This is a genomic window from Streptomyces sp. YGL11-2 (assembly GCF_050054615.1).
Lineage (GTDB): Bacteria > Actinomycetota > Actinomycetes > Streptomycetales > Streptomycetaceae > Streptomyces.
In genome coordinates, this window is the sequence record NZ_JBNHIN010000032.1 from 1 (window position 1) to 20417 (window position 20417).

Genomic DNA, 20417 nt, shown 5'->3' on the forward strand with positions numbered 1-20417 from the left:
CCGGCTGGCAGGCCGAGCCCGCCGTCCCCTCCCCCGGCCCCGGCCCCTTCCACCCCCTCGGCACCTGGATCGGCTCCGGCGCCTACCTCGACGCCGCCACCGGCCGCATCGTCCAGGACGGCAGGTCCGGCGCCTCGTTCGAACTGGTCGTCGCCAGCAGCCTCCCCCAGTACCTGGCCCTTCTCTGCCTCTACCGGACCTTCGAGATCAGCGCCTTCGCCACCACCGCCGAGCACCGTGACGCCAGGTCCGCTCTCCACCAGTGGGCATCCCGCATCGACCCGGTCGTCGACGACAGTGACGCCTGGAACGCGGTGCTCTCCGGCTCCATGGAATCCGACCTGATCACCAGCGGATGGAACCTGCCCGGCCTCAAGCCGGCCTGACCAACTCACCCACAGCGGAACGTCCGACGTGCCACAAGCAGCTCCCGACCACTCCCGCCACACCACCGAACAGGCCGTTGCCCGCGTCCTCGACTGGTGGGCGCACGGCCGCGACGACGCGGGCCGGGTGCAGCTCGCCGTGGCACGGGACGGCCCGGCGGTCGACGCCGTGGTGCGGCAGGTGCCACACGGCGTCCCGGGCAGCGTGCTGCTCGACGCCACCGGCAGGACGGCGGAGGAACTGCTCCAGGAGCTGCTGGAGAGCATCGGTGTCCCGGAATCCGCCCGGTCTCCGTGGGATTGGGACGAAGCCGTCGAAGACCTGGGCGAGGACCACCTGGTCCTGATCAACCACGCCCCGTCCGCGGGTCCCACCCGCCGGTCCGCCCAGCCCGAGCAGTTGGTGAGTCAGCTGGCCGCACGGCTGGGTATCACCGACGGCCTCGGTGTGGTCCTCGCCGTACGCGCGGACCGCGCACAGCGGACCGGAAGCGTCACCCTGCGCCTCGACGACCCGGCCGAGGCGGGCTCCGGAGCTCCCGCGCCGGCGGACTTCCCGCTCCCCGTCCAGGCCCTCGCGTTCTCGGAACCCCGGCAGGTCCCGCTCGCCGTATGGCGCGAGCTGATCACGGCGGCCACCTCCGCCGGCCTCACCGCGCCCGCCCCCGCAGCGACCCCCGGGCCGCCCGCCGATGACGCCGAACTCTTCTCCCTGGCACAGCAGTTCACCGACCTCCTCCGGTACGTGGACGGCCATGTCAGCTTCCTCGACGAGAGCACCGCCGACGCGATCCGCGGGGCGTACGGACCGGAACTCCCCGGCGCCGTCGGACGCCACATGGTCGGCTGGCTGCGGGAGCGCGCGGCCGACTTCCGGCACCCGGACGGCTGGGCCGCCTCCGGCGGCATCGGCCGCTACGCCGCCGAGGGCATCGCCATGCACGCGGTCCAGGCCGACCTCTTCGACGAGCTGCTGACCGACGGCACCGTCATCGCCCAGGTTCCCCAGCGCTCCCTCCTCGACGCCGCACACTGCGCCTACAACGGCTCCCTTCCGGGCAACAACGCCGCCGCCGACGCCGTCCATCTCCAGATGTACGGCCTCGCACGGACCGACCAGCCCACGTGGGCGGCATGGCTCCACCTCATGGCCACCGCCCGCAACGACACCGCGTTCGCCGACGCCATCGAGCGCTCGGGCATCCAACTCCCCTGGCAGACCCTCTGGACCCGCTGGCGCCCCCCGGGCGGCTACCACCACACCTACCTCCGCCCCGGCTCGATCGGCAACCTGTTCTCCGTACGGTGGCAGGGCCGCCCCGCCGTGCTCTCCGACGGCGGACGCAGCAACGGCATCCGCGTATGGGAACCGGCCTCGGGCGAACTCCTCGCCGGCCCCTGGGCATCAGGCGAGGACTTCCCCGCCGAGGTCCGGCCCTCCCTCGCCTGGGCCACCGACGACCGCGGCACCCCCGGCCCGACGGCCCTCCGACAGCTCCGTGGCACCGCGCCCGCCGCGGACGACTGGGAAGGCGCCCTGGAGGAAGTCCTCTTCGTCTCCCTGACCGCCGACGTCCCCGGTCCCACCGTCGTCGTGGCCGGCGTCGGCGGCCTCTTCGCCGTACGGCCACGGCCGGGTGAGGATGCCGCCGGAATGCGCCTCCCCGACGCGACTCCCCTCCTCGGCGCCACCACGGCCGCCGGCCCGGCCACGCCCGCCGACGCCCCCGACCCCTCGCCGCAGGACCTGACCGATCTCCACGGCGCGGAGGCGTGGGTCACCACAGCCCCCGAGAACCTCCCCGAGGGCCTCACCGACCCGACCGCCCGCCGCGTCCTCACCGAGACCGGACTCCCCGACACCACCGAGCGCGGACTCCGCTTCGAACCGTCCTACGAGCGCTTCCTGTGGGAGATCCCCTGGCCGGAAGGGCACCCGCAACAGCCCGACGAGACAGGCCCGTTCTTCCAGATCGGCAGGTGGATGGGCGGCGAGATCCTCATCGACGGGCCGACCGGCCACGTCCTGCGCCGCCCCGGCGGCATCGACGACCCCACCACGGAAGGCGGCGTCCTCGTCGCCACCGGCCTGGAGAACTTCCTCACCATGGCGGCCCTATGGCTCACCGGCCGCCGCATCCTCGCCGACATCGACAACAGCGACGACTCCCACCTCCTGCGCCAGCACATCGAGGACGCCCTGTGGACCGTCGACCGGGACGGTGCCGGCGCCGGCGCCGGCGCCTGGACGTACCCGCTCCACAACGAGTGACCGTCCCCCGCACAACAGACAACCGCCGGCGGGCCCTTGAGCCTGCCGGCGGTTGTCTGTTGTGCGCTGCCGCTCAGCCCCGCGCGTCCGCGATCTGCCGCGACATGATCGTGGTCAGCTCGTACGCCGTGTGCGAGGCGGCGACGGCGGTGATCTCGGCGTGGTCGTAGGCGGGCGCGACCTCGACGACGTCGGCGGAGACGAGGTTGCAGGACGCCAGGCCGCGCAGGATCTCCAGGAGTTCGCGGGACGTCATACCGCCCGCCTCCGGCGTGCCGGTGCCCGGGGCGTGGGCCGGGTCGAGGCAGTCGATGTCGATGGAGATGTACAGCGGCCGGTCGCCGATGCGCTGGCGGAGCTGGTCGGCGACCTCGTCGGCGCCGCGGCGGTAGACGTCGGCCGAGGTGACGATGCCGAAGCCCATCTTCTCGTCGTCGGTGAGGTCCTTCTTGCCGTAGAGCGGGCCGCGGGTGCCGACGTGGGAGAGGGCGGAGGTGTCGAGGATGCCCTCCTCGACGGCCCGGCGGAACGGGGTGCCGTGGGTGTACTCGGCGCCGAAGTACGTGTCCCAGGTGTCCAGGTGCGCGTCGAAGTGCAGCAGGGCGACCGGGCCGTGCTTCTTGGCGACGGAGCGGAGGAGGGGCAGGGCGATGGTGTGGTCGCCGCCCAGCGTCATCATGCGGGCACCGGTGCCGAGGATGTCGTCCGCGGCGGCCTCGACGGTCTCGACGGCCTCGTTGATGTTGAACGGGTTGGCGGCGATGTCGCCGGCGTCCGCGACCTGGGCCAGCGCGAACGGGGAGGCGTCCTGCGCCGGGTTGTAGGGGCGCAGCAGGCGCGACGCCTCGCGGATGGCGTTGCCGCCGAAGCGCGCGCCGGGCCGGTAGGAGACGCCGGAGTCGAAGGGGACACCGACGACGGCGACGTCGGCCCGCCCGCCGACCTCGTCGAGGCGGGGCAGCCGGGCGAAGGTCGCCGGCCCGGCGTAGCGCGGGATGCGGGAGGAGTCGACGGGGCCCACGGGCTCGTGCGATGCGGTGGTCATGGGGGTGAGGGTAGGGGCGGCCGGGCTCCCGGCACATGGACATGTGCGCGGCGTGGGTGGTTGTCATTCGACGTTCTGTCCAAGCGGTCGGGGTCGGCGACCGCGCCGGTGACCACTCTGCGGAAGCCCCGGCCGCCGCGGTGCCGTCCGGGCACAATGGCGCTATGCCGATAGCCGCTACGGCCCCCTCGCGTGCCGAACTCATCGACCAGCTCGTCCGGACCCGGATCGCGGGGAACGTCGCCACGCCCCGCGAGAACAACCTCCTTCACTACCGCAGGCTCGCGAACGGCGACCGCCACTACTGGTTCGGCCTGGAGCTGGGCGACCGGTGGACGGACGAGCAGGACGTGCTGGCCGTGATGGCGGAGCGCTGCGGTGTCAGCGACGACCCGCACCACCGGCAGGGCCAGGACACCATCGACCCCGCGCTCACGGTGGACGCGCTGGACCGCGCCGGCACGGTGCTGCGCAAGGCGGCCGCGGACCGGCAGCGGGTGCTGTTCGCCACCGGCCATCCCGGCGGCCTGCTGGACGTGCACCGCGCCACCGCGCAGGCGCTGCGCGAACGGGGCTGCGAGATCGTGGTCGTCCCGGACGGGCTCCGGGCCGATGACGGCATGGTGTTCCAGTTCGGCGACGTGGCGATGCTGGAGCGCGGCGCGACGCTGTGGCACACCCACTCCCCCGAGCCGATGGCCGCGGTCCTCGACGGCCTGGAGCGCGCCGGCCGGCCGCTGCCGGACCTGGTGATGGCCGACCACGGCTGGGCGGGCTGCGCGGGCCGGCGCTCCATCGCCACCATCGGCTTCGCGGACTGCAACGACCCGGCGCTCTTCCTGGCCGAGGCCGAGGGCACGCTCCAGGTGACCGTGCCGCTGGACGACCATGTCGCGAGCCCGCGCCACTACGACCCGTTGACCGCCTATCTGCTGGACGCGGCCGACCTACTCTGAGCCGCGGGGGGCGCGGCCGGCGTCAGTCGTCCCACGGGACCCGCACGACCCCCTCCTGGATCACCGACACCACCAGCTGCCCGTCGGCGGTGAAGATGCGGCCCTGGCCCAGGCCCCGGCCGGCCTGGGCGGTGGGCGACTCCTGGTCGTAGAGCAGCCACTCGTCGGCGCGCAGCGGACGGTGGAACCACATCGCGTGGTCCAGGCTCGCGCCGACCACGTCGCCGACCGCCCAGCCGCCGCGGCCGTGCGCCAGCAGGATCGAGTCCAGCAGCGTCATGTCGGAGACGTAGGTGACCAGGCAGACGTCGAGCAGCGGGCGGGGGATCTCGCCGGCGTCGTCGAGCTTGCCGTGGGTGCGGAACCAGACCTGGGACCGGGGGTCGCGGGGCTGCCCGACGGTGGCATAGGGCGGCTCGTCGACGTACCGCAGGTCGATCGCGGCCCGCGCCTCCAGCAGCCGCTCGGCGACGTCCGGGGTGAGGTACCGCTCGGCGTGGCGGGGCAACACCTCGGCGGCGGTGGGCAGTTCCGTCGGGTCCGGCGCGGCCGGCATCGGCTCCTGGTGCTCCAGCGCCGCCGCCTCGTGCGCGTGGAAGGACGCGGTGAGGTGGAAGATCGGCTTGCCGTGCTGGACGGCGACCACCCGGCGGGTGGTGAACGACCGCCCGTCGCGGATCCGGTCGACGGTGTAGACGATGGGCGCGCCGGGGTCGCCGGGGCGCAGGAAGTAGGCGTGCAGGGAATGGGGCGGGCGGTCGGCGGGGACCGTGCGGCCGGCCGCGACCAGTGCCTGGGCCGCGACCTGGCCGCCGAAGACCCGGGGCACGACCGAGGCGCGGCTCTGGCCGCGGAAGATGTCCTGCTCGATCCGCTCCAGGTCCAGCAGATCGAGCAGCGACTTCAGTGCGTCGTTCACGTGCGTGAGGCCCTGGCGCCCTTACAGGCCCATGGACTTGGCGATGATGGACTTCATGACCTCGCTGGTGCCGCCGTAGATGCGGTTGACGCGGTTGTCGGCGTAGAGGCGGGCGATCGGGTACTCGTTCATGAAGCCGTAGCCGCCGTGGAGTTGGAGGCAGCGGTCGATGACACGGTGGGCGACCTCGGTGCAGAAGAGCTTCGCGGAGGCGGCCTCGGCGGCGGTCAGCTCGCCGGCGTCCAGGGCCTCCAGCGCGCGGTCGGCGACGGCCTCGGCGGCGTCCACCTCGGCCTGGCAGCCGGCCAGTTCGAACTTGGTGTTCTGGAAGGAGGCGACGGTCTTGCCGAAGACGGTGCGCTCCTGCACGTACTGCTGCGCGAACCGGACGGCGGCCTTGGCCTGCGCGTAGGCGCCGAAGGCGATGCCCCAGCGCTCGGAGGGCAGGTTCCGGCCGAGGTAGGAGAAGCCCTTGTTCTCCTCGCCGAGCAGGTCCTCGACGGGCACCTTGACGTCGACGAAGGCCAGCTCGGCGGTGTCGGAGACCTTCAGGCCGAGCTTGTCGAGCTTGCGGCCGACGGAGTAGCCCTCGGACGTCGTGTCGACGGCGAAGAGGGAGATGCCGTGGCGGCGGTCGTCCTCGCGCGGCGCGGAGGTGCGGGCGCACACGATGACGCGGTCGGCGTGCACGCCGCCGGTGATGAAGGTCTTGGAGCCGTTGAGGACGTAGTGGGTGCCGTCGGCGGAGAGCTTGGCGGTGGTCTTCATGCCGGCGAGGTCGGAGCCGGTGCCCGGCTCGGTCATCGCCAGGGCCCACATCTCCTCGCCGGAGACGAACGCGGGCAGGTAGCGCTTCTTCTGCTCCTCGGTGGCGAGCATCTCGATGTACGGCAGGCCGAGCAGCACATGGACGCCGGAGCCGCCGAAGGTGACGCCGGCGCGGGCGGTCTCCTCGTACATCACGGCCTCGAACTTGTGCGAGTCGATGCCGGCGCCGCCGTACTCCTCGGGGACGCGGATGCCGAAGACGCCCAGCTCGGCGAGCTTGTAGTAGAAGTCGCGGGGCACCTGGCCGGCGGCGTACCAGTCGTCGTAGACCGGTACGACCTCGGCCTCGATGAAGGCGCGTATGGTCTCCCGGAACGCCTCGTGATCCTCGTTGAACACCGTCCGGCGCATGCCCTCGGCCTCCTTCACCACCATGCTCGGCTAAGCGTTTGCTCAGCGAAAGCTACCCGCGGGTCACCGAAGCTGTCCAGAGGTGGGGACCGCTGCTATCCGACGGCGGGGACCGCCTGCGCCGGCTCCTCCTCCACCGCCCCGAACGCCCCGAGCGCCAGCCGGTGCAGCAGCCGCGCCATCTCCGTACGACCGGGGAGCGACCCCGGCCGGCCGAGGTGCGGGGTGGAGTTCAGCAGCCCGAAGACCGCGTGCACCGCCGCCCGCGCCTGGGACTCCGTCGGCCCGGGGTGGACCCGGCGGACGACCTCCACCCACAGCTCCACGTACTGCCGCTGGAGCTGCCGCACCCGCTTGCGGTCGGCCTCCCGCAGCCGGTCCAGCTCGCGGTCGTGCAGGGTGATCAGCGGGCGGTCGTCCAGCGCGAAGTCGATGTGCCCGTCGATCAGCGCGTCCAGCACCGCCTCGGGGCTGTCGCCGCCCTCCGCGACCCGCATCCGGCCACCCGCCAGCAGCCGCTCGCTGATCCCCACCAGCAGCTCGGCGAGCATCGCGTCCTTGCCGGCGAAGTGCCGGTAGAGGCCGGGCCCCGAGATGCCCACGGCCGCCCCTATCTCGTCCACGCCGACGCCGTGGAACCCGCGCTCCGCGAAGAGCCGGGCGGCCTCCTTGAGGATCTGCTCGCGGCGGCTGGTCGGGGCGGGGGCGTGCGTATTACTCATGCCGTCGATTGTAGACAGCCGGGTTAGTGCTCGTTAACCTGAGGGAAATGAGGTTAACGCCCATTAACCCGCCTGGCCCCGGCGCACACCCCGCGGGCGCCCGGCGGGCAGCTGACCGAGCAAGGGGGCTCATGGCAATGGACGGCATCGAGCAGGCACCGGTGCTGGGGAGTGCCGCCGATCCGGCGTCCGACTCCTGGCGGGCCAACGAGGCCGCGCACCGCGAGCTGGCCGCCCGGTTGCGCGAGAAGCTCGCCGCGGCCCGCCTGGGCGGCGGCGAGAAGGCCCGCTCGCGGCACACGGCACGCGGCAAGCTGCTGCCCCGCGACCGGGTGGACGCCCTGCTGGACCCCGGCTCGCCGTTCCTGGAGCTGGCGCCGCTGGCCGCGGACGGGATGTACGGCGGGGACGCACCGGCCGCCGGGGTGATCGCCGGGATCGGCCGGGTGAGCGGCCGGGAGACCGTCATCGTCGCCAACGACGCGACGGTCAAGGGCGGTACGTACTACCCGATGACGGTCAAGAAGCACCTGCGCGCCCAGGAGGTCGCGCTGGAGAACCGCCTCCCGTGCCTCTACCTCGTCGACTCCGGCGGCGCCTTCCTGCCCAAGCAGGACGAGGTCTTCCCCGACCGCGAGCACTTCGGGCGGATCTTCTACAACCAGGCGCGGATGTCCGGCGCCGGGATCCCGCAGATCGCCGCCGTCCTCGGCTCCTGCACGGCGGGCGGCGCCTACGTCCCCGCCATGAGCGACGAGGCGGTGATCGTCCGCGACCAGGGCACGATCTTCCTGGGTGGCCCGCCGCTGGTGAAGGCAGCCACCGGCGAGGTGGTCACCGCCGAGGAGCTGGGCGGCGGCGAGGTGCACGCCCGCACCTCCGGGGTCACCGACCACCTCGCCGAGGACGACGCACACGCGCTGCGCATCGTGCGCACCATCGTGTCCACCCTCGGCGACCGCGCCCCGCTCCCCTGGTCCGTACGGCCCGTCGAGGAGCCCAAGGTGGACCCGGCCGGGCTCTACGGCGCGGTGCCCGCGGACTCCCGTACGCCCTACGACGTCCGCGAGGTGATCGCGCGGCTCGTCGACGGCTCCCGCTTCGCCGAGTTCAAGGCGGAGTACGGCACGACCCTGGTCACCGGCTTCGCCCGCCTGCACGGCCACCCGGTCGGCGTGATCGCCAACAACGGCATCCTGTTCTCCGAATCCGCCCAGAAGGGCGCCCACTTCATCGAGCTGTGCGACCAGCGCGGCATCCCGCTGCTCTTCCTCCAGAACATCTCCGGCTTCATGGTCGGCCGCGACTACGAGGCGGGCGGCATCGCCAAGCACGGCGCCAAGATGGTCACGGCGGTGGCCTGCGCCCGGGTCCCCAAACTGACCGTCGTCATCGGCGGCTCCTACGGCGCGGGCAACTACTCGATGTGCGGCCGGGCCTACTCCCCCCGCTTCCTGTGGATGTGGCCCAACGCCAAGATCTCCGTGATGGGCGGCGAACAGGCCGCCTCCGTCCTCGCGACCGTCAAGCGCGACCAGCTGGAGGCGCGCGGCGAGGAGTGGAGCGCCGCGGACGAGGACGCCTTCAAGGAGCCGATCCGCGAGCAGTACGAAACCCAGGGCAACGCCTACTACGCGACCGCGCGGCTGTGGGACGACGGGGTCATCGACCCGCTGGAGACCCGCCAGGTCCTGGGCCTGGCGCTGACCGCCTGTGCCAACGCCCCACTGAGCGAGCCGAGTTTCGGCGTCTTCCGGATGTGAGAGGACCTATGACCACCTTCGACACCGGCCGCTTCGACACCGTCCTGGTCGCCAACCGCGGGGAGATCGCGGTCCGCGTCATCCGCACGCTGCGCGCGCTGGGCATCCGCTCGGTGGCCGTCCACAGCGACGCGGACGCCGGCGCCCGGCACGTCCGCGAGGCCGACACGGCGGTACGGATCGGCCCGGCCCCCGCCGCCGAGAGCTATCTGTCGGTGGACCGGCTGCTGGACGCCGCCGTCCGCACCGGCGCCCAGGCAGTCCACCCCGGCTACGGCTTCCTCGCCGAGAACGCCGCCTTCGCGCGCGCCTGCGCCGCCGCCGGGCTGGTCTTCATCGGGCCGCCCGCCGACGCCATCGCCCTCATGGGCGACAAGATCCGCGCCAAGGAGACGGTGCGCTCGGCCGGCGTCCCGGTCGTCCCCGGCTCCTCCGGCAGCGGCCTGGACGACGGGCAACTGACCGCCGCCGCACGGGAGATCGGCACCCCGGTCCTCCTCAAGCCGTCCGCCGGGGGCGGCGGCAAGGGCATGCGGCTGGTCCGGGACACGGCCCTGCTGGCCGACGAGATCGCCGCCGCCCGCCGCGAGGCCCGCGCCTCCTTCGGCGACGACACGCTGCTCGTGGAGCGCTGGATCGACCGCCCCCGGCACATCGAGATCCAGGTCCTGGCCGACGGCCACGGCACCGTCCTGCACCTCGGCGAGCGCGAGTGCTCCCTCCAGCGGCGCCACCAGAAGATCATCGAGGAGGCCCCGTCGGTCCTGCTGGACGACGACACCCGCGCCGCGATGGGCGCGGCGGCCGTCCAGGCGGCCCGCTCCTGCGGCTACCGGGGCGCCGGCACGGTCGAGTTCATCGTCCCCGGCAAGGACCCGTCCTCGTACTTCTTCATGGAGATGAACACCCGCCTCCAGGTGGAGCACCCGGTCACCGAACTGGTCACCGGAATCGACCTGGTGGAGTGGCAGGTGCGGATCGCCGCCGGCGAGCGCCTGCCGTTCACCCAGGAGGACATCACGCTCACCGGGCACGCCGTGGAGGCCCGGATCTGCGCCGAGGACCCGGCCCGCGACTTCCTGCCGACCGGCGGCACGGTGCTCGCCCTGCACGAGGTCAACGGCGCATGGGACTCCCCCCTGCCCCAGGGGAGCCGAGGACCCGGCGCGGTCCGCACCGACTCCGGCCTCTCGCAGGGCGCGGAGGTCGGCAGCCGCTACGACCCGATGCTCTCCAAGGTCATCGCGCACGGCCCGGACCGCGCCAGCGCCCTGCGCACGCTGCGCGCCGCGCTGGCCGCCACCGTCACGCTCGGGGTGACCACCAACGCCGGGTTCCTGCGCCGCCTGCTGACCCACCCGGACGTGGTCTCCGGCGACCTGGACACCGGCCTGGTGGAGCGGGTGGCGGCCGACCTGGTCGACGGCACGGTGCCGGACGCGGTGTACGCGGCGGCCGGCGCGGTCCGGCAGGCCGCGCTGGAGCCGGCGGTGCCCGAGGGCGGCTGGCGCGACCCGTTCGCCGCCCCCACCGGCTTCCGGCTCGGCGGCGAGCCCGCGCCGGTCCGCCACTGGCTGCGCGTCCCCGGCCGCGACCCGGTCGCGTACGACGTCCGGCCCAGCGCCCCCGAGGACATCCGGGAGGTCACCGCGGACCGGGTCCGGATCACCGTGGACGGCGTGCTGCACACCTTCCACCGCAGCGGCGACTGGCTGGGCCGGGACGGCGACTCCTGGCACGTCACCTCCTACGACCCGGTGGCCGAGGCGCTGCGCGGCGCCGCCGGGGCGCACGGCGCGGACACCCTCGCCGCCCCGATGCCGGGCACCGTCACCGTCGTCAAGGTGGCCGTCGGCGACGACGTGGTCGCGGGCCAGGGCCTGCTGGTGGTGGAGGCGATGAAGATGGAGCACGTCATCTCCGCGCCGCACGCCGGGACCGTCACCGAGCTGGACGTCACCGCGGGCGCCACCGTCGCCATGGACCAGGTCCTGGCGGTGGTCGCCCCGCACGAGAGCGCCACGGACGCCGGGGACGCCTCCCCGCACGCGGAAGAGGAGGACGCGTCATGACCGCGCCCGGACTGCCCATGGCGGTGCAGGCGGAGGGCCTGCCCACCCGCGTACGGATCCACGAGGTCGGCGCCCGGGACGGGCTGCAGAACGAGTCGGCGGTGATCCCCACCGGGATCAAGGCCGAGTTCATCCACCGGCTGGCCGCCGCCGGGCTGCCCCTGGTCGAGGCGACCAGCTTCGTCCACCCCAAGTGGGTGCCCCAACTCGCCGACGCCGAGCAGCTGTTCCCGATGCTCGACGATCTCGACCCGCACCGGCTCCCGGTGCTGGTGCCCAACGAGCGCGGCCTGGAACGGGCGCTGGCGCTGGGCGCCCGCCGGATCGCGGTGTTCGGCAGCGCCACCGAGTCGTTCGCCAGGGCCAACCTCAACCGCACGGTCGACGAGGCACTGGCGATGTTCGCCCCGGTCGTCCAGCGCGCCCGGGACGAGAAGGTCCACGTCCGCGGCTACCTCTCCATGTGCTTCGGCGACCCCTGGGAGGGCCCGGTGCCCATCGCCCAGGTCGTCCGGGTCTGCCGCGCGCTGCTCGATCTGGGCTGCGACGAGCTGAGCCTGGGCGACACCATCGGTGTCGCCACCCCCGGCCACGTCCAGCACCTGCTCGCCGCCCTCAACGAGGCGGGCGTGCCCACCTCCCGGCTGGGCGTCCACTTCCACGACACCTACGGGCAGGCCCTCGCCAACACCTTCGCCGCGCTCCAGCACGGCGTCACCACCGTCGACGCCTCGGCGGGCGGCCTCGGCGGCTGCCCGTACGCCAAGAGCGCCACCGGCAACCTCGCCACCGAAGACCTCGTGTGGATGCTGCACGGCCTCGGCATCGAGACCGGCGTCGACCTCGACCGGCTGACCGAGACCAGCGTCTGGCTGGCCGGAGTCCTGGGCCGCCCCAGCCCCTCGCGCACCGTCCGCGCACGCGTGCAGCCCGCACAGTCCCCCAAGGAGTGACCATGTCCCTGGACCACCGCCTGCCCGCCGAACTGGAGGAACTCCGGCGCACGGTAGAGGCGTTCGCGCACGACGTCGTCGCCCCGCAGATCGGCACGTACTACGAGCAGCACACCTTCCCCTACGACATCGTCCGCCAGATGGGCCAGATGGGCCTGTTCGGCCTGCCCTTCCCCGAGGAGTACGGCGGGATGGGCGGCGACTACCTGGCGCTCGGCATCGCGCTGGAGGAGCTGGCCCGGGTCGACTCCTCGGTCGCCATCACCCTGGAGGCCGGCGTCTCGCTCGGCGCCATGCCCATCTACCGCTTCGGCACCGAGGAGCAGAAGCGCGCCTGGCTGCCGAAGCTCTGCTCCGGCGAACTCCTGGGCGCCTTCGGCCTCACCGAGCCGGACGGCGGCTCGGACGCCGGCGCCACCCGCACCACCGCCGTCCGCGACGGCGACTCATGGGTGATCAACGGCAGCAAGTGCTTCATCACCAACTCCGGTACGGACATCACCGGCCTGGTGACGGTCACCGCGGTCACCGGCCGCACCCCCGACGGCGCCCCGCAGATCTCCTCGATCATCATCCCGTCCGGCACCCCCGGCTTCACGGTCGCCGCCCCGTATTCCAAGGTCGGCTGGAACGCCTCGGACACCCGCGAACTGTCCTTCTCCGACGTCCGCGTCCCGGCCGCCAACCTCCTGGGCGAGGAGGGCCGCGGCTACGCCCAGTTCCTGCGCATCCTCGACGAGGGCCGGATCGCCATCGCGGCGCTGGCCACCGGCCTCGCCCAGGGCTGCGTCGACGAATCGGTCAAGTACGCCAAGGAGCGCCACGCCTTCGGCCGCCCCATCGGCGCCAACCAGGCCATCCAGTTCAAGCTCGCCGACATGGAGATGCGCGCCCACACCTCCCGGTTGGCCTGGCGCGACGCCGCCTCCCGCCTCGTCCTGGGCGAACCCTTCAAGAAGGAGGCGGCGCTCGCCAAGCTCTACTCCTCCGAGATCGCGGTGGACAACGCCCGCGAGGCCACCCAGATCCACGGCGGCTACGGCTTCATGAACGAGTACCCGGTCGCCCGCATGTGGCGGGACGCCAAGATCCTGGAGATCGGCGAGGGCACCAGCGAGGTCCAACGGATGCTGATTGCACGGGAGTTGGGCTTCTAGGGCGACGCCTCTCCTGGAGGATCGATTCCAGGGGGTTCAGTGATCGTAGGCGGTCGGTGCGCACTGACCGGCCGGCCGCGCAGGAACCTGACTCCCCTCGTCAGGCCCCCTTGGAATCGATCATCCAGGGAACCGGGAGGCGCTCTACCGGCGGACCGCCGAGATCAGTCCGCCGGGCCGCTCCTCGCGCTGCGGCGGGGTGCTGATCGGGCGGCCGTAGGCGGCAGCGCGCTCGCGCAGGGTGTGGCTGTCGGCCTCCCAGCCGTGCCCGGCCAGCCAGCCCACCGGGTCGTCGGGCATCTCCGAGACCCACATGGACGCCGCCGATCCCGGCACGGCGTCCGCGCCGAAGCGCTCGATCACGCCGCGCGAGCCCAACGTCAGCCCCATCCGACTGCCTGTCGCCGACTGCGCGCTGATCCGGGCCAGCAGCGGTTCCACCGCGTCCTCGGGCAGATAGATCAGCAGTCCTTCGGCGATCCACACGGTCGGCGCCGCCGGGTCGTGCCCTGCGGCGGCCAGCGCGCCCGGCCAGTCCTCACGCAGATCCACCGCGACGGTGATCCGCTCGCAGCGTGCGACGGCCCGCTCCTGGCGCAGCACCGAAGCCTTGAAGTCCAGTGGCGCGGCGGTGTCGACCTCGAACAGCCGGGTGCCCTCGGGCCAGTCCATCCGGAAGGCCCGGCTGTCCATGCCGGCGCCGAGCAGCACGACCTGCCGGACCCCGGACGCGGAGGCATGCTGCAACACGTCGTCGAGGAACTTCGTCCTGATGACGATGGAGAACGACACGGCCAGCCGGCGGCGTCGCGCGGCCTCGTCATCGGGCGGCGGCGAGGAGGGCCACAGGCCGCCGGCGGTGGCGAAGGCCCGGGCCAGTGGGTCGCGGAACAGCGCGTTCCCCCGCTCGGTCTCCAGCGCCCGCACCCTGGCCACCCCCACCGCCGTGGCCCACACTCCCGACGGCTGCACCCGCTCCCGCTCATCAGTCACCGCGCCAGCCTAGATGATCGATTCCAAGGGGCCTGATGAGGGGAGCCAGGCCACAACGCGGCGGGCCCGCAAGGCAGTTCCCGAGCCCGCCACGCGGTGCGTCACCTCACCGGCCCTCAGGCCACGGCACCTCCGCCGCCCGGTAGTAGTCGATGCCCTGCGCGTCCCAGCGCGGCCCCTGGGCGGCCAGCCGCACCTTGTAGGCGTCCCAGTCGTGCGTGCGGGACGGGGACCAGCCCAGTTCGGCGATGCCGGGGAGCCGGGGGAAGGCCATGTACTCGATGTTCGCCGAGGTGGTGAGCGTCTCCGACCACAGGGACCCCTCGACGCCGAGCACGGAGGCCGGCGGTGCGTCCTTCAGGTAGCCGCCGGGGTCCCAGTCGTAGGCGCGCCGGACGTTCACGTAGCCGGCCCAGTTCAGGCCGAGCGGGGTGTCCTTGTCGTACTTCATGTCGAGGTAGGCACGGTCCGCGGGCGACAGGACGAGCCGGGTGCCGTTCCGGGCGGCGTCGGTGACCTGCTTGCGCTCGGCCGGGCCGGTGGCGTCGTAGCCCCAGTACTGGGCGACGGCACCCTTGGCGGGGTGCGCCCCGGTCAGCTGGTGCCAGCCGATCACGGTCTTGCCGTACTTGGCGACCATCGGCTGCACCCGGTCCATGAAGGCGACGTAGTCCGCGTGGCTGGTGGCGTGCGCCTCGTCGCCGCCGATGTGGAGGTAGGGGCCGGGGGTGAGCGCCGCGATCTCCCGGATGACGTCGGCGGCGAAGTCGTACGTCACCTTCTTGGGCACGCACAGCGAGCTGAAGCCGACGTTGGTGCCGGTGTAGAGCGGCGGTGCCACGCCGTTGCAGTTCAGCTGGGCGTACGAGGCCAGCGCGGCGTTGCTGTGGCCGGGCATGTCGAGTTCCGGGACCACCGTCAGGTAGCGGCTCGCGGCGTAGCGGACGATCTCGCGGTAGTCGTCCTTGGTGTAGTAGCCGCCGCGCCCGCCGCCGACCTGGGTGCTGCCGCCGTAGGTGGCAAGGCGCGGCCAGGACGCGAGGGCGATCCGCCAGCCCTGGTCGTCGGAGAGGTGCAGATGCAGCGTGTTGATCTTGTAGGCCGCCAGCTGGTCGATATAGCGCTTGACCTGGCCGACGGTGAAGAAGTGCCGTGAGACGTCCAGCATCGCGCCGCGGTAGGCGTAGCGCGGGGTGTCCGCGATCGTGCCGCCGGCGATCCGCCAGGGGCCGGGCTGCGGGGTGTGCTTCTCCACCGCGGCGGGCAGCAGTTGGCGGAGGGTCTGGACGCCGTGGAAGAGGCCGGCGGGGTGGGCCGCGCTGATGGTGACCGCCCGGCCGCCGGAGGTCAGCCGGTAGCCCTCTGCGCCGAGCCCCCGGGCGTCCTGGCCGCCGAGCCGCAGGACGATGCCGTCCCGGCCGCCGTCGGAGGTGACCGGCAGCCGGAAGCCGGTGGCGGGCCGCAGCAGCCCGGCCAGATAGCCGGCGATCCGCCGGGCCTCGCCGGAGCCGCCGGGCACCCGGATCCGGGTCCGTTCGCCGATCGTGTAGGCGCCCTGGGCCGGGTGTACGGAGGCCGGGGCGGGGATCACCCGGTCCAGCGGAGCGGCGGCCGGGGCCGCGGCGCCGGCCGGCGGAACGGCGGCGGTCACCGTCCCGGCCGCCGCGACCAGCAGTAACGAGATCAGCAGTCTGCGTCGTCTCACGGGTGATCCCTTCGGCGAGCTTCGTCAGCGGCACGTTTCTGCACAGCGGCACATCGGCATGGCATGGAGCGACCGAACGGTGACCATGCGTACCGCGCGCCCCGGACCCGGTCAAGGTGTAGACCAGTATCCGCCCGCTATGTCGGCGACCTGCCCGATACCGGGCAGATTTCTTGCGAATCTCCGCGCCGACCTTCAGTATCGACGGGTGCTCGAACGCCGTCCGTCCCACGAGGACCTCATCGACCACCTGGTACGCAGCACGCCGCTTCAGCGCGGCGAGGCGGCCCGGGTGGTACTGGACGTGCTCGCGTACTTCGACGAGACCACGGAGGGGTTCGTCCGCCGCAGACACCGCGAGCTGCAGTCCCAGGGGCTGCGGAACGAGGCGATCTTCGAGCGGATCTCCCACGAGCTGCCGCACCGCGCCGTGTCCCCTCCCCCCCTCTCGATACGCCAGCTGCGCCGCCTCGTCTACGGCTGAGCGGCGGGCCCCCAGGGCCCCGCGGACGGGCGGGCACCCGTGAACGATCGACAAGACGCTCAACAAGAAGGGTCACCGTATGTGCGGGATCGTCGGATACATCGGCAAGCGCGACGTCGCTCCGCTGCTCCTTGAGGGCCTTCAGCGCCTGGAGTACCGCGGCTACGACTCGGCCGGCATCGCCATCCACGCCAAGGGCACCGGCAAGGCCGCGGGCGGTCTGAAGACCGCCAAGGCCAAGGGCCGGGTCCGGGAGCTGGAGTCCCGCCTGCCGAAGCGCTTCGCCGGCTCCACCGGCATCGCGCACACCCGCTGGGCCACCCACGGCGCCCCCACCGACGAGAACGCCCACCCGCACCTCGACACCGAGGGCAAGGTCGCGCTCGTCCACAACGGCATCATCGACAACGCCGCCGAGCTGCGCGCCCGGCTGACCGCCGAGGGCGTCGCGTTCGCCTCCGAGACCGACACCGAGGTGCTGACCCACCTCATCGGCCGCTCCACCGCCCCGACGCTGGAGGAGAAGGTCCGCGAGGCGCTCCGCCACATCGAGGGCACCTACGGCATCGCCGTCCTGCACGCCGACTTCGCCGACCGCATCGTCGTCGCCCGCAACGGCTCCCCGGTCGTCCTGGGCATCGGCGAGCACGAGATGTTCGTCTCCTCCGACGTCGCCGCGCTGGTCTCGCACACCCGCCAGGTCGTCACCCTGGACGACGGCGAGATGGCCACCCTCAAGGCCGACGACTACCGCACGTACACCACCGAGGGCTCCCGTACGACGGCGACGCCGGAGACCGTCGAGTACGCGGCCGAGTCGTACGACCTGGGCGGCCACGACACGTACATGCACAAGGAGATCTCCGAGCAGGCGGAGGCGGTGGACCGGGCGCTGCGCGGCCGGATCGACGACCGCTTCTCCACCGTCCACCTCGGCGGCCTGAACCTCGACGCCCGCGAGGCGCGCGGGGTGCGCCGGGTCAAGATCCTGGGCTGCGGCACCTCGTACCACGCGGGCCAGATCGGCGCCCAGATGATCGAGGAGCTGGCCCGTATCCCCTCGGACGCCGAGCCGGCCTCCGAGTTCCGCTACCGCAACCCGGTCGTGGACCCCGACACCCTCTACGTCGCCGTCTCCCAGTCCGGTGAGACCTACGACGTGCTGGCCGCCGTCCAGGAGCTCAAGCGCAAGGGCGCGCGGGTGCTGGGCCTGGTCAACGTGGTCGGCTCGGCGATCGCCCGGGAGACCGACGGCGGCATCTACGTGCACGCCGGCCCCGAGGTCTGCGTGGTCTCCACCAAGTGCTTCACCAACATGGTGGTCTCCTTCGCGCTGCTCGCCCTGCACCTGGGCCGGATCCGCGACCTGTCCGTCGCGGACGGCAAGCGGATCATCGAGGGCCTGCGCAGGCTGCCCGGCCAGATCGACGAGATCCTCAAGGGCGAGGAGGAGATCAAGAAGCTGTCGGCGCAGTACGCGGACGCCAAGTCGATGATGTTCGTCGGCCGGGTCCGCGGCTACCCGGTGGCCCGCGAGGCGTCCCTCAAGCTCAAGGAGGTCTCGTACATCCACGCCGAGGCGTACCCGGCCTCGGAGCTCAAGCACGGCCCGCTGGCCCTCATCGAGCCCGCGATGCCGACCGTGGCGATCGTGCCGAACGACGAGCTGCTGGAGAAGAACCGCGCCGCGATGGAGGAGATCAAGGCCCGCAGCGGCCGGATCCTCGCCGTCGCCCACGAGGAGCAGGAGAAGGCCGACCACACCATCGTCGTGCCGAAGAACGAGCCCGAGCTGGACCCGATCCTGATGGGTATTCCGCTCCAACTCCTCGCCTACCACACGGCGTTGGCCCTGGGCCGGGACATCGACAAGCCGCGGAACCTCGCGAAGTCGGTCACGGTGGAGTAACTCCCACCTCTTCGCCAATCCCACCTCTTCCGTCGAACGAGGCCCTTCCCCCCGAAGCGACAATTGAGCAACCCCCACGGCGAGCAACCCCCTCCGCGAGAGCGGCGGCGGTTTAGCCGCAAGGGAAAGAACAGGCGGCGGCTTCGCGCGAGCCACCATGCGCGCGAAGCCGCCGCCTCCCCTTTGCCGGCGTCGCCCATTACGCCGGCGGGATGCCACCGCCCCGGGGATCCGTCACCTCCCGGCCGGCAGCACGCCGTTGTGACCGTTTTCTACCCATCACAAGCGCACAACCAACCTCGGGGAACCAGCCGGACTCCGCCGTGCCCACAATCCTCATGACGCCCCCTCAACTGTGGCGACGCCGAGGAGAACCGATCACGCGGCCGCCCCCGCAAGGGAGTTCACACCCAGCGCGGCACCCGGGCCGCGTCAGGGAACGACCATCACGGGATGACCATCACGGGTCGCTGCGCGCGCCGCGCCAGCCGACCGGCGACCGAGCCGAAGATCCGGCCCACGATGCCGTGCGTGGAGCCCACCACGATGGCGTCGGCCTCGTACTCCCGGCCGACCTCCTCCAACTCGTGGCAGATGTCGCCGCCGCGCTCGACGAGGATCCAGGGGACCTCGGAGAGATGGTCGGCACACGCCAGTTCCAGCCCGAGCACTTCGGTGCGGTGGTCCGGTACGTCCACGAAGACCGGCGGCTCGCAGCCCGCCCAGACCGTCGTCGGCAGCCGGTTGGCCACATGGACGATGATCAACCCGGAGCCGAGGCGCCGGGCCATACCGATTGCATACGCCAACGCGCGTTCGCTCGACATGGAGCCGTCGAAGCCCACCACGACGCCGTGCCGGAAGGCGGGATCGCAGGAATGGCGCTTCTGTTCCGCCGCTTCGAGGTCCGCCATCGGATCGGCGACCTGCTTGCGGTCCGCGGGTTCAGGGGTTTCGTGACCGGCCATGGGTGTCTCGGCGAGAACGTCCTCTAGCGGAGGGGCGAACGGGAACGGCGATTGACTTGATCCGGCAGTTGACCGAACAGCTCGGCCAAGGAGCAGGAGCCATAGTTCAAAGGGGAACGATACGACTGGGAATCATCTTTCCAAGCCGATACCCCAAGAGTACGGCGCTACTCCTCCACTGCCCAGGGCACGAACGGGCCACCGGGGGCCCGCACGGGCGGCCCGGGGCTCGAACGTTCCCCGGAGCATGCCGGAGCGTGGCGCGGATGGCAATGCCCCGCCCTGCCCCCGTACGTACCCCCCGGCGGTGACCCAAGATCGACGGCGGCGTTGTAGTAGCTGCCCGTCCGAGGGGAGCCAGCCGTGCCGGTGCCGTCCCGTAGATCACCCGACCCAGTGAGCGATGTCGCGCGCTGGGGTGCCTTCAGTTGCGCCCTGGTGCCGGTCGTCCTGATCGTGAGCGGCGCCTCGTGGGCCGGCGCGGCGGGCACCGCGGCCGGCCTCGCCGCGATCACCTGCGTCTGCCGCGCGCTGCTGCGGCGATCCGAACGCACCGCGGCCGGAGTCCGTTCCGCGGGTGGCGGACGCCGCAGGGACAGAAGAGGACGTAACGGGGCAGGAGCACATGGGGGCGGGCGGCACTCCCAAAGGCGTACGCCGGCCGATTGAGGCGCCCGCAAGTCTGCGCACGACCGTTTTCAGCCAACTTCCAGTCGGCACCCACCCCTTGCCCCCGACCCCCCTCAACCCTGGTGTGAGCAGGGCGGAAAGGACCGCTGGGCATGGTTGTGCCCTACTGCGAACGGGCAGAGCCGAGACGCGTACTTCCCATGCAGGCCCGACGAGTGGAACGCTTCGTGATCGAATGCTTCGCGCCAAGTTGCCATATCGACATACCAGTGGGTGGTGAACTTGGCCATCCATCCTCACGGGA

At 72.3% G+C, this 20417-nt stretch carries 16 protein-coding genes; 9 read left to right on the top strand and 7 right to left on the bottom strand.

Going from position 1 to position 20417, the window contains the following annotated elements; translation table 11 throughout:
• Both ACO1BR_RS29325 and ACO1BR_RS29330 read left to right on the top strand, forming a co-directional pair.
• On the top strand, window positions 1-386 hold a 386-nt coding region (locus ACO1BR_RS29325), incomplete at its 5' end, for a hypothetical protein (RefSeq protein ID WP_426798119.1).
• 28 nt (window positions 387-414) lie between these two features.
• Window positions 415-2658, top strand: coding sequence for an SUKH-4 family immunity protein (locus ACO1BR_RS29330; protein WP_426798120.1), 2244 nt, complete (start codon window positions 415-417; stop codon window positions 2656-2658).
• Window positions 2659-2731: 73 nt separating this feature from the next.
• On the opposite strand, the gene speB is transcribed toward ACO1BR_RS29330, so the two are convergent.
• Complete coding sequence (speB, locus tag ACO1BR_RS29335) at window positions 2732-3703, bottom strand: agmatinase (protein WP_426798121.1); 972 nt, start codon at window positions 3701-3703, stop codon at window positions 2732-2734.
• A gap of 164 nt (window positions 3704-3867) precedes the next feature.
• On the opposite strand from speB, the gene ACO1BR_RS29340 reads away from it, so the two are divergent.
• A complete protein-coding gene (locus tag ACO1BR_RS29340; protein WP_426798122.1) occupies window positions 3868-4659 on the top strand; it encodes a phosphatase in 792 nt (263 codons plus the stop codon).
• Window positions 4660-4681: 22 nt separating this feature from the next.
• Here the strand turns inward: ACO1BR_RS29340 and ACO1BR_RS29345 are convergent, their stop codons facing one another.
• The 3 genes from ACO1BR_RS29345 to ACO1BR_RS29355 all read right to left on the bottom strand — a co-directional run bounded on the left by ACO1BR_RS29345 (window position 4682) and on the right by ACO1BR_RS29355 (window position 7479).
• Window positions 4682-5578: an acyl-CoA thioesterase gene (locus ACO1BR_RS29345; protein ID WP_426798123.1), complete on the bottom strand. Its 897-nt coding sequence runs from the start codon at window positions 5576-5578 to the stop codon at window positions 4682-4684.
• A 21-nt stretch (window positions 5579-5599) separates the two neighbouring features.
• Complete coding sequence (locus ACO1BR_RS29350; RefSeq protein WP_426798186.1) at window positions 5600-6757, bottom strand: acyl-CoA dehydrogenase family protein; 1158 nt, start codon at window positions 6755-6757, stop codon at window positions 5600-5602.
• A 95-nt stretch (window positions 6758-6852) separates the two neighbouring features.
• Window positions 6853-7479, bottom strand: coding sequence for a TetR/AcrR family transcriptional regulator (locus ACO1BR_RS29355; RefSeq protein WP_426798124.1), 627 nt, complete (start codon window positions 7477-7479; stop codon window positions 6853-6855).
• A 146-nt stretch (window positions 7480-7625) separates the two neighbouring features.
• Between ACO1BR_RS29355 and ACO1BR_RS29360 the strand changes: the two genes are divergently transcribed.
• Genes ACO1BR_RS29360 through ACO1BR_RS29375 form a run of 4 tightly spaced genes read left to right on the top strand, consistent with a single transcriptional unit; the run spans window position 7626 to window position 13424 of the window.
• Complete coding sequence (locus tag ACO1BR_RS29360) at window positions 7626-9242, top strand: carboxyl transferase domain-containing protein (RefSeq protein ID WP_426798187.1); 1617 nt, start codon at window positions 7626-7628, stop codon at window positions 9240-9242.
• Window positions 9243-9250: 8 nt separating this feature from the next.
• Window positions 9251-11314: an acetyl/propionyl/methylcrotonyl-CoA carboxylase subunit alpha gene (locus ACO1BR_RS29365; RefSeq protein ID WP_426798125.1), complete on the top strand. Its 2064-nt coding sequence runs from the start codon at window positions 9251-9253 to the stop codon at window positions 11312-11314.
• Window positions 11311-12267 (top strand): hydroxymethylglutaryl-CoA lyase, encoded by a 957-nt coding sequence (locus tag ACO1BR_RS29370; RefSeq protein WP_426798126.1) that lies wholly within the window; start codon window positions 11311-11313, stop codon window positions 12265-12267. Before ACO1BR_RS29365 ends, ACO1BR_RS29370 begins: the two co-directional genes overlap by 4 nt.
• Before the next feature lie 2 nt (window positions 12268-12269).
• Window positions 12270-13424, top strand: a complete 1155-nt coding sequence (locus ACO1BR_RS29375; RefSeq protein WP_426798127.1) for an acyl-CoA dehydrogenase family protein — start codon at window positions 12270-12272, stop codon at window positions 13422-13424.
• 144 nt (window positions 13425-13568) lie between these two features.
• Here the strand turns inward: ACO1BR_RS29375 and ACO1BR_RS29380 are convergent, their stop codons facing one another.
• Entirely contained in the window at window positions 13569-14381 is an 813-nt protein-coding gene (locus ACO1BR_RS29380; protein ID WP_426798188.1) for a class I SAM-dependent methyltransferase, read from the bottom strand.
• Between the two features lie 142 nt (window positions 14382-14523).
• A complete protein-coding gene (locus ACO1BR_RS29385; protein WP_426798128.1) occupies window positions 14524-16122 on the bottom strand; it encodes a beta-N-acetylhexosaminidase in 1599 nt (532 codons plus the stop codon).
• Window positions 16123-16330: 208 nt separating this feature from the next.
• Between ACO1BR_RS29385 and ACO1BR_RS29390 the strand changes: the two genes are divergently transcribed.
• Window positions 16331-16606, top strand: a complete 276-nt coding sequence (locus tag ACO1BR_RS29390) for a hypothetical protein (protein ID WP_043264447.1) — start codon at window positions 16331-16333, stop codon at window positions 16604-16606.
• A 79-nt stretch (window positions 16607-16685) separates the two neighbouring features.
• Window positions 16686-18515 carry a glutamine--fructose-6-phosphate transaminase (isomerizing) gene (gene glmS / locus ACO1BR_RS29395; RefSeq protein WP_426798129.1) on the top strand — a complete coding sequence of 610 codons (1830 nt, stop codon included), beginning with the start codon at window positions 16686-16688 and terminating at the stop codon, window positions 18513-18515.
• A 446-nt stretch (window positions 18516-18961) separates the two neighbouring features.
• Here glmS and ACO1BR_RS29400 read toward each other — a convergent pair whose 3' ends face one another.
• Window positions 18962-19483 carry a universal stress protein gene (locus tag ACO1BR_RS29400; RefSeq protein ID WP_159503646.1) on the bottom strand — a complete coding sequence of 174 codons (522 nt, stop codon included), beginning with the start codon at window positions 19481-19483 and terminating at the stop codon, window positions 18962-18964.
• Window positions 19484-20417: the final 934 nt, after the last annotated feature.